The following is a 12,804-nucleotide window of genomic DNA, read 5'->3' on the forward strand; positions in this document are numbered from 1 at the left end:
TCAATGTCCCGGCCAGGATTTGAGCACTTTACTGGCCGGTTCTGCGTGCACAGGTCGGGCATGCTGTTCCAGCGCCCACGCCACATGCTCTCTGACCAACTCTGACGGATAATCCCGTCGCGCCTTCAACGCTTCCAGCACCGCAATCGTTGAGGGCGCATTGCCCAGCCCCACGGCCAGATTCCGCAACCAGCGCTCATAGCCCGCTCGCCGCAACGGCGAACCTTCAGTGCTGCTCAAGAACTTCTCTTCATCCCACAAAAACAGCTCGGCCAATTCGGCGTTGTCGAGGTTGTGCCTTGGCTTGAAATCGCTTTCCCCGGAGGGCTTGGCGAAACGGTTCCACGGGCAAACGATCTGGCAGTCATCACAGCCAAATACGCGATTGCCGATCAGCGGGCGCAGGTCTTCGGGGATGGCGCTTTTCAGTTCGATGGTCAGGTAGGAAATACAACGTCGCGCGTCCAGCACGTAGGGGCCGACGAAGGCATTGGTCGGACAGATATCGAGGCACGCGGTGCAGCGCCCGCAGTGTTCGGTGCTGTGCGGTTCATCTACCGGTAATGGCAGATCGACGAACAGTTCGCTCAAGAAGAAAAAGCTGCCGGCCTTGCGATTCAGCACCAGGGTGTTTTTACCGATCCAGCCCAGCCCGGCCTGTTCGGCGATGGCTTTCTCCAGCACCGGGGCACTGTCGACAAACGCGCGGAAACCGAACGGGCCAATCTCGGATTGAATCTTGTCGGCCAATTGTTGCACGCGTTTACGGATCAATTTGTGGTAATCGCGGCCCAAGGCATAACGCGACACGTAGGCTTTTTCCGGTTGCGCCAGCATTTGCGCCATTTTTGTGTCGCCGGGCAGATAGTCCATGCGCAGTGACACCACGCGCAATGTGCCCGGCACCAGCTCTTCGGGGTGCGAGCGTTTGCTGCCATGGGCGCCCATGTAGTCCATTTCGCCGTGGTAGCCGGCTTCGAGCCAGCGCTGCAGGTGCTGCTCATGCTCGGCCAGGTTCAGGCCGCTGATGCCGACTTGCTGGAAGCCCAGCTCGCGGCCCCATTCCTTGATGGATCGGGCGAGGGCGGGCAGGTCTGTAGTAATGGCGGACATGAGGCGAGAGAAACCGGAGCTGAGGTGCGTATAATTCTGCCAGACATCGGAGCCCGAAGACGCATGCCGCACACGAAAGATGAATTACCCGACGCGCTGTACGGCGCCGCACAGGTGCGCGAACTCGATGCACGGCTCATGGCTGCCGGCACACCGGGCTTCGAATTGATGCAGCGCGCGGCGCAGGCGACCTGGCGTTCGCTGGTTCGGCAGTGGCCCACCGCCAGCGAGCTGACCGTGCTTTGCGGCCATGGCAACAACGCCGGCGACGGTTATCTGGTCGCTGCCTTGGCGCGTCGGGCCGGTTGGACGGTGCAGGTGTTGGCGGTCGGCGACCCGCAACGCTTGCAGGGTGACGCAGCACAGGCGCACGCCGAGGCTTTGGCCGAGAGTGTCGTTGTGCAGGGCTGGAGTGCCCGGTCCGAGTTGCGCGGTGTGGTTGTCGATGCCTTGCTGGGCACGGGGTTGAGTGGCGAAGTGCGTGAGCCTTATGCCTCTGCCATCAATGCGATCAACGCCAGCGGCTTGCCTGTAACGGCGGTCGATATTCCTTCGGGATTGTGCGCGGATACCGGGCGAGTGCTGGGTGTTGCCGTGCGTGCCGATCTCACGGTGACGTTTATAGGCTTGAAAGTGGGGGTGTTCACGGGCGACGCGGCGGATCATGTCGGCAAGTGGGTGTTCAATGATCTGCAGGCCCCGGCTGAAATCTACAGTGACATTGCTGTCCGTGCCCGGCGCCTCAACGTAGCTAATCTTGCGCTATTGGGCCCTCGCGAGCCGACATCTCATAAGGGTTGCTTCGGTCATTTGCTGTTGGTTGGCGGCGATCATGGCTTTGGCGGGGCGATTCTGCTCAGCAGTGAAAGCGCTCTGCGCAGCGGTACGGGTATGGTGTCGTTGGCAACGCGCCCTGAGCATGTGCCGGCGGCGCTGACCCGCGTTCCTGAAGTCATGGCGCTCGGCGTTTCTTCGGCCAACCAGTTGATGGGCTTGCTGGAGAAGGTGTCGACGCTGGTCGTAGGGCCGGGGCTTGGACAGGCGAGTTGGGGCCGGGCGTTATTGTCAGCCGCCGCCAATGCGCCGTTACCGCAAGTATGGGATGCGGACGCGCTGAATCTGCTGGCGAGCGGTTTCGTCAGTCTGCCCAAGGATTGCGTGATCACTCCGCATCCCGGCGAAGCGGCACGTTTGCTGGGGATCAGCACCGCCCAGGTGCAGGCCGACCGCCCCGCCGCAGCGCTGGCATTGAGCAAAAAATACACCGCAGTGGTGGTGCTCAAAGGTGCTGGCAGCCTGATCGCGCACCCCGATGGTCGTCTGGCGTTGTGTCACCAGGGGCATCCGGCCATGGCCACTGCCGGGCTCGGCGATGTGCTGGCAGGTTTGACCGGCGCGTTGCTGGCACAAGGCATGGACGGTTTCGATGCCGCGTGCCTGGCGGTCTGGCTGCACGCCAACGCCGGGGCGCAACAAGGAAAATGCGGCCGTGGGCTGGCGGCCAGTGATCTGATTCCAGCCATTCGTCAGTTGTTGGAGGAGCTTGCACCGTGTCTGAAGTAACCCTGTACCTGGCCGATGAACAGGCCATGAGCGACTTTGGCGCACGGATCGCCCGCGTTACCCAAGGCCATGGCCTGATTTTTCTTGAGGGCAACCTGGGCATGGGCAAAACGACCCTGTCCCGGGGGATTATTCGTGGGTTGGGGCATGTCGGGGCGGTAAAAAGTCCGACCTTCACGTTGGTCGAGCCTTATGAGATGGGCGAAATCCGCGCCTTCCACTTCGACTTGTATCGACTGGTCGATCCGGAAGAGCTGGAGTTCCTCGGTATTCGTGATTACTTCGAGGACGATGCCCTGTGCCTGATCGAGTGGCCCGATAAAGGTGCAGGCTTTTTGCCAAAGCCGGACCTGACCATTACCATTAGCCCGCAAGACAGCGGGCGTTCGCTGAAAATTTCATCCCAAGGCTCGCGTGGCGAGGCCTGGTGTGCCGCTTTGGCATTGGAATCCAATTAAATGATGGGGTTAGGTATGCGCTTTCGCGCGTTGGTGGCTGCCGCTGGACTGTTGTTGATGGCAGTAACCGTCAACGCTTTGGCCGACTCAAAGGTCAACAGCGTGCGCCTGTGGCGGGCGCCGGACAACACGCGATTGGTTTTCGACCTGAGCGGCCCGGTGCAGCACAGTGTCTTCACCCTGACCGCTCCGGACCGGTTGGTAATCGACATCAATGGCGCCACCTTGGGGGCGCCTTTGAATGTACAGACTGCAAACACGCCGATCACGGCGATACGCTCGGCCCAGCGTACGCCGACCGACCTGCGAGTGGTCGTCGACCTGAAGAAAGCCGTCACCCCGAAAAGCTTCTCGCTGGCGCCGAATGCGCAGTATGGCAACCGTCTGGTGGTCGACTTGTTCGATAACCCGGCCGACGCCGCGCCGCCGCCTGCGCCAACGCCATCGGTGGCCACCGTACCGGCGGTGCCAGTCACCCCGACAAAGCCCGAAATCAAGTTGCCGCCAGCCCCGGCTGGCAAGCGCGACATCATTGTGGTGATCGATGCCGGCCATGGCGGCGAAGACCCGGGAGCATCCGGCTCGCGCGGTCAGCGTGAGAAAGACGTGGTGTTGCAGATTGCTCGCGAATTGCAGCGTCAGGTCAACGGGATGAAAGGCTTCCGTGCCGAATTGACCCGTACCGGTGACTATTTCATCCCGTTACGTGGTCGTACCGAAATCGCCCGCAAGAAGGGCGCCGACCTGTTCGTTTCGATTCATGCCGACGCTGCGCCTTCCGCGGCAGCCTTTGGTGCTTCGGTGTTTGCCCTGTCTGATCGCGGTGCTACGTCGGAGACCGCCCGTTGGCTGGCCGACAGCGAAAACCGTTCCGACCTGATCGGTGGTGCCGGTAACGTCAGCCTCGACGACAAGGACCGCATGCTGGCAGGCGTGCTGCTCGATCTGTCGATGACCGCGTCGCTGACCTCCAGCCTCAACGTCGGCCAGAAAGTCCTGACCAACATCGGCCGGGTTACGCCGTTGCACAAACAGCGCGTCGAGCAGGCCGGTTTTATGGTGTTGAAGTCGCCGGACATTCCGTCGATTTTGGTTGAAACCGGCTTCATCTCCAATGCCAAGGAAGCCTCGAAGCTTGCTGCATCGAGCCACCAGCAGGCGCTGGCACGGTCGATCAGCAGTGGCGTGCGCCAGTTCTTCCAGCAGAATCCACCGCCGGGAACTTACATTGCCTGGCTGCGTGATTCGGGGAAAATCGCCAAGGGACCTCGGGATCACCGGGTAAGCCCGGGTGAAACGCTCTCCATGATCGCCGTGCGTTATCAGGTGTCGCCAGTCACGTTGCGCAATGTCAACAATTTGAAAAGCGATGAACTGAAGGTTGGTCAGCACTTGACCATTCCTGGCACCGAACTGGCGTCCAAAGAATGAATCAGGAGCTGAGCGCAGCCCGCATCGAACTGCTCAGTCCACGGCTGGCGAACCAGATCGCCGCCGGTGAGGTGGTTGAGCGTCCGGCTTCGGTCATTAAGGAGCTGTTGGAAAACAGCCTCGATTCTGGTGCCAAACGCATCGACGTCGATGTCGAGCAGGGCGGCGTCAAACTGCTGCGAGTGCGTGATGATGGCAACGGTATTTCTGCCGATGATCTGCCGTTGGCTCTGGCCCGTCACGCCACCAGCAAGATCCGTAATCTCGAAGACCTCGAACAGGTCATGAGTCTGGGTTTTCGCGGTGAGGCACTGGCATCGATCAGCTCTGTCGCGCGTCTGACCCTGACCTCGCGCACCCGTGATGCCGATCAGGCCTGGCAGGTCGAAACCGAAGGCCGGGACATGGCGCCTCGGGTTCAGCCGGCGGCACACCCGGTCGGTACGTCGGTGGAAGTGCGTGACCTGTTCTTCAATACCCCTGCGCGGCGTAAATTTCTCAAGACCGAAAAAACCGAATTCGATCATCTGCAAGAGGTGATCAAGCGCCTGGCGCTGGCGCGTTTCGACGTGGCTTTCCATCTGCGCCACAACGGCAAGACCATTCTCAGCCTGCACGAAGCCCATGATGACGCGGCCCGCGCACGACGTGTGGCGGCCATCTGTGGTTCTGGTTTCCTTGAACAGGCGTTGCCGATCGAGATCGAACGCAACGGTTTGCACCTGTGGGGCTGGGTCGGTTTGCCGACCTTCAACCGTAGTCAGGCAGATTTGCAGTATTTCTTCGTGAATGGTCGCGCGGTGCGCGACAAACTGGTGGCCCACGCGGTGCGTCAGGCGTATCGCGATGTGCTGTTCAACGGCCGTCATCCGACCTTTGCGCTGTTTTTCGAGGTCGATCCGGCGGCAGTGGACGTCAACGTGCACCCGACCAAGCACGAAGTGCGTTTCCGTGATGGACGCATGGTGCATGACTTCCTCTACGGCACGCTGCACCGTGCTTTGGGCGATGTGCGCCCGGAAGACCAACTTGCCGGCGCCGTCACCACTGCCATCGTCAGGCCAAGCGGCCTTGATGCCGGTGAATTCGGACCTCAGGGCGAAATGCGCCTGGCGGCCAATGCGCTGCTTGAGCAACCGCAGGCGCAACCGACGCTCAATGCCTCCTCTGGCGCCAGCGCTGGCGGCGCTTATCAGTATCAATACACGCCACGTCCGCAATCTGCGATGCCGCCGGCCGCCGAGGCTCAGGCCGCCTACCGGGAGTTTTTTGCGCCGCTGCCTGAAGCGAATGCCAACGCGCTACCCGCTGGACAGGAAGACATTCCACCGCTCGGTTACGCGCTGGCGCAGCTCAAGGGTATCTATATCTTGTCCGAGAACGCCCAAGGCCTGGTACTGGTGGACATGCATGCCGCTCACGAGCGGATCATGTACGAGCGCCTTAAGATCGCCATGGCCAGCGAAGGCCTCAGCGGCCAGCCGTTGCTGGTGCCGGAGTCGCTGGCGGTCAGTCAGCGCGAGGCCGACTGCGCCGAAGAGCACGCAGCGTGGTTCCAGCGTTTGGGTTTTGAATTGCAGCGCCTGGGCCCGGAGACGCTGGCGATTCGGCAGATTCCGGCCTTGCTGAAGCAGGCTGAAGCCAACCGTTTGGTCGGCGATGTGCTGTCGGACCTGATGGAATACGGCACAAGCGACCGGATTCAGGCGCACCTGAACGAACTGCTCGGCACCATGGCCTGCCACGGCGCGATCCGCGCCAACCGGCGCCTGGCCTTGCCCGAAATGAACGGCCTGCTGCGTGACATGGAAAACACTGAGCGCAGCGGTCAATGTAATCATGGCCGGCCGACCTGGACCCAATTGGGTCTGGACGATCTGGACAAACTGTTCTTGCGCGGTCGTTGATGAAGCAGCTTCCTCCAGCGATTTTCCTGATGGGCCCGACCGCTGCGGGCAAGACCGACCTGGCCATCGAACTGACCAAAGTGCTGCCGTGCGAGCTGATCAGCGTCGATTCCGCGCTGGTCTATCGAGGCATGGACATTGGCACGGCCAAACCCTCGAAAGAGCAGCTGGCTGAATTTCCGCATCGTTTGATCGACATTCTCGACCCGGCTGAAGCCTATTCGGCTGCGGATTTCCGTCGCGATGCCCTGCAAGCGATGGCAGAGATCACCTCCCGCGGGAAAATTCCGCTGCTGGTCGGCGGCACAATGCTCTATTACAAGGCTTTGGTCGAAGGTCTGGCCGATATGCCGGCCGCCGATCCCGAGGTGCGTGCGCAAATCGAAGAAGAGGCTGCACGCCTTGGCTGGCAAGCCCTGCACGATCAATTGGCGGTCATCGATCCGGTGTCTGCAGCGCGTATTCATCCGAACGATCCGCAACGCTTGAGTCGGGCGCTGGAAGTTTATCGGGTCAGCGGTCAGAGCATGACTGCCCTTCGCCAGCAACAATCTGTGCAAAGTACTGAAGCATCAGCTTCTGGCCAGCAACAATTGCCCTATACTGTCGCAAACTTGGCCATTGCCCCGGCAAATCGCCAGGTATTGCATGAGCGTATTAAACAAAGATTCACAAATATGCTGGAACAGGGGTTCATCGACGAGGTCGTAGCCCTGCGTAAAAGAAGTGACCTGCATTCAGGGTTGCCGTCTATACGTGCGGTAGGCTATCGCCAAGTCTGGGATTATCTGGATGGCAAGCTGACGTTGGCCGAAATGCAGGAGCGCGGTGTCATCGCCACGCGCCAATTGGCCAAGCGCCAGTTCACCTGGCTGCGCAGTTGGGAAGATTTACACTGGCTGGACAGTCTTGATTGCGACAATCTGCCACGCGCCTTGAAATACCTTGGGACCATCTCCATATTGAGCTGAGTCCTTGCAATTGCCGTCTATCCTTGGGGGTGTGGCGGCCAAAGCCATCTGAATTACCTATTTTTTATTATTGAATCCTTAAAGGAGTGCGGCACATGTCAAAAGGGCATTCGCTACAAGACCCTTACCTGAATACTTTACGTAAAGAGAAAGTTGGGGTTTCCATCTACCTGGTCAACGGTATCAAACTGCAAGGCACGATCGAGTCGTTCGACCAGTTCGTGATCCTGCTGAAAAACACCGTCAGCCAGATGGTCTACAAACACGCTATCTCGACAGTAGTGCCGGTTCGTCCAATTCGTCTGCCTAGCGCAGCCGAAAACGAACAAGGCGACGCTGATCCAGCTCCGGGTAACGCCTGATAGGAGTCTCCTTTGTTCTTTGAGCGCCACGGTGGTGGTGAGCGAGTCATCCTCGTTCACTTGGATGGACAGGACCCTGAGGCGCGCGAAGATCCGCAGGAGTTTCAGGAACTGGCTAATTCGGCGGGCGCCGAGACCGTTGCGTTTTTTAACGTGCCGCGTCATCGGCCAACCGCCAAATTCCTGATTGGCAGCGGCAAGGTCGAGGAGCTACGCGACCTGGTCCATGCCGAGAAGGCCGATCTGGTGATTTTCAATCACATTCTCACGCCCAGTCAGGAACGTAACCTCGAACGTGTTTTCGAGTGTCGCGTGATCGACCGCACCGGTTTGATTCTCGATATTTTCGCCCAACGCGCCCGTACCCATGAGGGCAAGCTTCAGGTCGAACTGGCCCAGCTTGACCACATGAGCACCCGGCTGGTTCGTGGCTGGACTCACCTTGAGCGTCAAGGTGGTGGTATCGGCATGCGTGGTCCGGGTGAAACCCAACTGGAAACCGACCGCCGTCTGCTGCGGGTTCGCCTGCGACAGATCAAGGGCCGCCTGGAAAAAGTACGCAGCCAGCGCGAGCAATCGCGACGCGGCCGATCGCGTGCGGATATTCCTACCGTCTCATTGGTGGGGTATACCAACGCCGGTAAATCGACGCTCTTCAATAACGTGACGAAATCCGACGTGTACGCGGCTGATCAGTTGTTTGCCACGCTGGACCCGACCTTGCGCCGTCTGGAACTGGACGACCTGGGGCCGATCGTTCTGGCCGACACTGTGGGTTTCATACGTCACTTGCCCCACAAGCTGGTCGAAGCATTTCGGTCTACGCTCGAAGAGTCCAGCAACTCTGATTTGCTGTTGCATGTGATCGATGCGGCCGAGCCGGATCGCATGTTGCAGATCGAGCAGGTGATGGTGGTGCTGGGTGAGATCGGGGCGCAAGACTTGCCGATCCTTGAGGTATACAACAAACTCGATCTGCTTGAGGGTGTTGAGCCGCAGATCCAGCGCGATGCCGATGGCAAACCGCAGCGGGTCTGGTTGTCGGCGCGGGACGGTAGTGGTCTGGAGTTGCTTGAGCAAGCCATTGCCGAGTTGCTCGGCAGTGATTTGTTTGTGGGAACCTTGCGCTTGCCGCAGCGATTCGCTCGACTGCGTGCGCAGTTCTTTGAGCTCGGTGCGGTGCAGAAAGAAGAACACGACGAAGAAGGCATCTGTCTGCTGGCCGTTCGTTTGCCCCGGGTCGAGTTGAATCGACTGGTAAGCCGCGAAGGATTGCAGCCGATGGAGTTCATCGAGCAACACACTTTGCAATAAAAGCCTGAAAAAGCGGTTGTGCCGTGAAGGCAGGCATTCTGTAGCATTGGTCGGCGCGCCGTGGGTGCGTCTTTGCTTTATCAGATGGAGAGCGCTATGGCTTGGAATGAGCCGGGTGGCAACTCGAACAATCAGGATCCTTGGGGTGGCAAGCGCCGCAATAATGGCGACCGCAAGGGGCCACCAGATCTCGACGAGGCCTTCCGTAAGCTGCAGGAAAGCCTGAACGGGTTGTTCGGTGGTGGTAAGAAACGTGGTGATGACGGCGGTGGTTCGGGCAAGAGTGGAGGCGGCTTCGGCGGTCTGCTCGGCATCGGACTGGTCGTGCTGGCGGCTGTCTGGCTGTACAGCGCGGTCTACGTAGTCGACGAGCAGGAGCAAGCCGTCGTGCTGCGCTTCGGCAAATACTACGAAACCGTTGGCCCGGGTCTGAACATCTATTTCCCGCCGATCGATAAAAAGTACATGGAAAACGTTACGCGTGAGCGTGCCTATACCAAGCAGGGTCAAATGCTCACCGAAGACGAGAACATCGTCGAAGTGCCGCTGACCGTGCAGTACAAGATCAGCAACCTTCAGGACTTCGTGCTGAACGTCGATCAACCTGAAATCAGCTTGCAGCATGCAACCGACAGCGCCCTGCGCCATGTGGTGGGTTCGACCGCCATGGACCAGGTGCTGACCGAAGGTCGTGAGTTGATGGCCAGCGAAATCAAGGAGCGTCTGCAACGCTTCCTCGATACCTATCGCACCGGTATCACCGTGACTCAGGTGAACGTACAGAACGCGGCAGCCCCGCGTGAAGTGCAGGAAGCCTTCGATGACGTGATCCGCGCGCGTGAAGACGAACAGCGTTCGCGCAACCAGGCGGAAACCTACGCCAACGGCGTCGTGCCTGAGGCGCGTGGTCAGGCCCAGCGTATCCTTGAGGATGCCAACGGTTACCGCGACGAAACGGTCTCTCGCGCCAAGGGTGAGGCAGATCGCTTCACTAAACTGGTCGCCGAATACCGCAAGGCACCTGAAGTTACCCGTGAGCGTCTGTACCTGGACACCATGCAGGAAATCTTCAGCAATACCAGCAAGGTGCTTGTGACTGGTAACAAGAACGGCCAGAGCAACCTGCTGTATTTGCCGCTGGACAAGATGATTCAGAGCGGTTCGGGTAGCAATGCGCCGGTCGCCGGTTCGGCTGCTGCCAGTAAAAACTCGGATGTCACGCCGCATGTCACTGACCTGCCGCAGTCGCGTACAAGGGAGACCCGCTGATGAGCAATAAATCGCTGATCGCCCTGATCGTTGGCGTCGTTGTGGTATTGGTTGGCTGGAACTGCTTCTACATCGTGTCTCAGACCGAGCGCGCGGTTATGCTGCAATTCGGTCGTGTGGTAGAGGCCGATGTTCAGCCAGGTCTGCATGTGAAAGTGCCTTACGTTAACCAGGTGCGTAAATTCGACGCACGTCTGATGACGCTGGATGCACCGACGCAGCGCTTCCTGACCCTGGAAAAGAAAGCCGTGATGGTCGATGCTTACGCCAAGTGGCGTGTGAAAGATGCCGAGCGCTTCTACACCGCGACTTCCGGCCTCAAGCAGATCGCCGACGAGCGTTTGTCCCGTCGTCTGGAATCCGGCCTGCGTGACCAGTTCGGTAAACGCACCCTGCATGAAGTGGTATCCGGTGAGCGCGACGCGCTGATGGCTGATATCACTGCTTCGTTGAACACGATGGCCGAGAAAGAGCTGGGTATCGAGGTGGTCGATGTCCGGGTCAAGGGTATCGATCTGCCGAAAGAAGTTAACCGCAGCGTGTTCGAGCGTATGAGCACCGAGCGTGAGCGTGAAGCTCGCGAGCACCGCGCCAAGGGTAACGAGCTGGCTGAAGGCATCCGTGCCGACGCCGATCGTCAACGCCGCGTTCTGCTGGCTGAAGCCTATCGTGAATCCGAAGAGGTTCGTGGTGACGGTGATGCCCAGGCTGCTGCGATCTACTCCAAGGCCTACGGTCAGGATCAGGAGTTCTACGCTTTCTATCGTAGCCTGCGTGCCTACCGTGAAAGCTTCGCGAACAAATCCGACGTCATGGTCCTCGACCCAAGCAGCGACTTTTTCCGTTACCTGGAAAAGTCCAAGCCTTGATACGACGTTGACCTGAATCATTCCGCCCGGCGGCTAAAACCTCGGGCGGGGTGATCCTTTGGGAAAACGTGTGTATGATGCGGCAGCCGGGAAATTCCCGGCTTTTTTGCGTCTGCACGTTTGATTGCTGTTTTTGCTGCAGAACATCGGGCTGAATAGCTCGACAGTTTTTCGAGGAAAGTGATGGGCGAGGCCGGTATCAGGCCTTTCGCTGCGTCGTTCATGCGCGTGCGTTTTGAATGGCCCGATCATTTTCTGCTTCACTCAAGGCTCGCCCTAGTGCTGGCCGCCCGGATCAAAGGGGAAGGCGTAATGGCAACGGTAGACCGCTGGCTGCTGCCAGATGGCATCGAAGAAGTACTGCCACCGGAAGCTGCGCGCATTGAAGTGGCGCGTCGTCAGGTGTTGGATCTGTTCCAGAGCTGGGGTTACGAGTTTGTCGTGACCCCCCATATCGAGTACCTGGAATCCCTGCTGACCGGCGCGGGCCAGGATCTGGATCTGCGTACCTTCAAGGTCATCGACCCGCAATCGGGCCGGCAGATGGGGTTCCGTGCCGACATCACGCCGCAAGTGGCGCGCATCGACGCACACACCCTGCGTCGCGAAGGCCCGAGTCGTCTGTGCTACGCCGGTAGCGTGCTGCATGCCCAGCCGCGTGCACTGTCGTCTTCTCGCAGCCCGATCCAGTTGGGTGCCGAGTTGTACGGCGACGCCAGCCCGAGCAGCGACGTTGAAGTGATCAGCCTGATGCTGGCCATGCTGCACCTGGCCGATGTGCCGGATGTGCACATGGACCTTGGCCATGTCGGCATTTACCGTGGTCTGGCGCGCGCCGCCGGCCTGTCCGGTGAAGTTGAGCAGCAGTTGTTCGATGCGCTGCAACGCAAGGCGATCGACGAGGTCATTACGTTGACCGAAGGCTTGCCGGCCGATCTGTCCGGCATGCTGCGTGCGCTGGTCGACCTGTGTGGTGGCCGCGAGGTGCTGGTCGCCGCACGTGAGCGTTTGGCCAATGCGCCGGCGCCGGTGCTGGCGGCACTGGAAGATTTGCTGGCAATCGCCGAGCGTCTGTCGGCGCGATTCCCGCAGTTGCCGCTGTACTTTGATCTGGGCGAGCTGCGCGGCTACCACTACCACACTGGTGTGGTGTTCGCGGTGTTCGTGCCGGGCGTTGGCCAGTCCATCGCTCAAGGCGGTCGTTACGACGACATCGGCGCCGACTTCGGTCGCGCCCGTCCGGCGACCGGCTTCTCTACCGATTTGAAAACCCTGGTGACCCTGGGGCGTGCTGAAATCGAGCTACCGTCTGGCGGTATCTGGATGCCTGACAGTACGGATGCGGCACTCTGGCAGCAGGTTTGCCAGTTGCGCAGTGAGGGTCAGCGTGTTGTTCAGGCGTTGCCTGGACAACCTTTGGCCGCCGCCCGTGATGCGGACTGCGACCGGCAATTGATTCAGCAGAACGGGCTTTGGCAAGTATCGCCACTGGCTTCTTGAGTTTTCCTGCCGGCCATCGCCGGCACCAAGTTTGCGCGAATGAGGAC

Annotated in this window: 11 protein-coding genes; 10 read left to right on the forward strand and 1 reads right to left on the reverse strand. The window is 59.8% G+C overall.

Translation table 11 applies throughout. The annotated features are described in order from the left end of the window. Positions 1 to 1,113 (reverse strand): tRNA epoxyqueuosine(34) reductase QueG, encoded by a 1,113-nt coding sequence (queG, locus tag AACY02_RS21355; RefSeq protein WP_339433654.1) that lies wholly within the window; start codon positions 1,111 to 1,113, stop codon positions 1 to 3. Positions 1,114 to 1,176: 63 nt separating this feature from the next. On the opposite strand from queG, the gene AACY02_RS21360 reads away from it, so the two are divergent. The 10 genes from AACY02_RS21360 to AACY02_RS21405 all read left to right on the forward strand — a co-directional run bounded on the left by AACY02_RS21360 (position 1,177) and on the right by AACY02_RS21405 (position 12,757). Further along, positions 1,177 to 2,676 carry an NAD(P)H-hydrate dehydratase gene (locus tag AACY02_RS21360; RefSeq protein ID WP_339433655.1) on the forward strand — a complete coding sequence of 500 codons (1,500 nt, stop codon included), beginning with the start codon at positions 1,177 to 1,179 and terminating at the stop codon, positions 2,674 to 2,676. Further along, entirely contained in the window at positions 2,664 to 3,134 is a 471-nt protein-coding gene (gene tsaE, locus AACY02_RS21365; protein WP_339433656.1) for a tRNA (adenosine(37)-N6)-threonylcarbamoyltransferase complex ATPase subunit type 1 TsaE, read from the forward strand. Before AACY02_RS21360 ends, tsaE begins: the two co-directional genes overlap by 13 nt. Before the next feature lie 57 nt (positions 3,135 to 3,191). Next, complete coding sequence (locus tag AACY02_RS21370) at positions 3,192 to 4,565, forward strand: N-acetylmuramoyl-L-alanine amidase (protein WP_445261467.1); 1,374 nt, start codon at positions 3,192 to 3,194, stop codon at positions 4,563 to 4,565. After that, a complete protein-coding gene (gene mutL / locus AACY02_RS21375; protein ID WP_339433657.1) occupies positions 4,562 to 6,472 on the forward strand; it encodes a DNA mismatch repair endonuclease MutL in 1,911 nt (636 codons plus the stop codon). Before AACY02_RS21370 ends, mutL begins: the two co-directional genes overlap by 4 nt. Next, positions 6,472 to 7,443, forward strand: coding sequence for a tRNA (adenosine(37)-N6)-dimethylallyltransferase MiaA (gene miaA / locus AACY02_RS21380; protein ID WP_339433658.1), 972 nt, complete (start codon positions 6,472 to 6,474; stop codon positions 7,441 to 7,443). The genes mutL and miaA overlap by 1 nt, the downstream gene beginning before the upstream one ends. 95 nt (positions 7,444 to 7,538) lie before the next feature. Continuing rightward, the gene (gene hfq / locus AACY02_RS21385) at positions 7,539 to 7,805 is read left to right on the forward strand and encodes an RNA chaperone Hfq (RefSeq protein WP_339433659.1); all 267 of its coding nucleotides are present in this window, start codon (positions 7,539 to 7,541) and stop codon (positions 7,803 to 7,805) included. A gap of 12 nt (positions 7,806 to 7,817) precedes the next feature. Continuing rightward, complete coding sequence (hflX, locus tag AACY02_RS21390; protein WP_339433660.1) at positions 7,818 to 9,119, forward strand: ribosome rescue GTPase HflX; 1,302 nt, start codon at positions 7,818 to 7,820, stop codon at positions 9,117 to 9,119. A 96-nt stretch (positions 9,120 to 9,215) separates the two neighbouring features. Next, positions 9,216 to 10,388 carry an FtsH protease activity modulator HflK gene (gene hflK / locus AACY02_RS21395; RefSeq protein ID WP_339433661.1) on the forward strand — a complete coding sequence of 391 codons (1,173 nt, stop codon included), beginning with the start codon at positions 9,216 to 9,218 and terminating at the stop codon, positions 10,386 to 10,388. Continuing rightward, positions 10,388 to 11,257 carry a protease modulator HflC gene (gene hflC, locus AACY02_RS21400; protein WP_221733092.1) on the forward strand — a complete coding sequence of 290 codons (870 nt, stop codon included), beginning with the start codon at positions 10,388 to 10,390 and terminating at the stop codon, positions 11,255 to 11,257. Before hflK ends, hflC begins: the two co-directional genes overlap by 1 nt. 312 nt (positions 11,258 to 11,569) lie before the next feature. Next, positions 11,570 to 12,757: an ATP phosphoribosyltransferase regulatory subunit gene (locus AACY02_RS21405; RefSeq protein WP_221733091.1), complete on the forward strand. Its 1,188-nt coding sequence runs from the start codon at positions 11,570 to 11,572 to the stop codon at positions 12,755 to 12,757. The last annotated feature ends 47 nt before the right edge of the window (positions 12,758 to 12,804 follow it).

The sequence above is a fragment of the Pseudomonas sp. EA_65y_Pfl2_P78 genome, assembly GCF_963970495.1.
GTDB lineage: Bacteria > Pseudomonadota > Gammaproteobacteria > Pseudomonadales > Pseudomonadaceae > Aquipseudomonas > Aquipseudomonas baetica_A.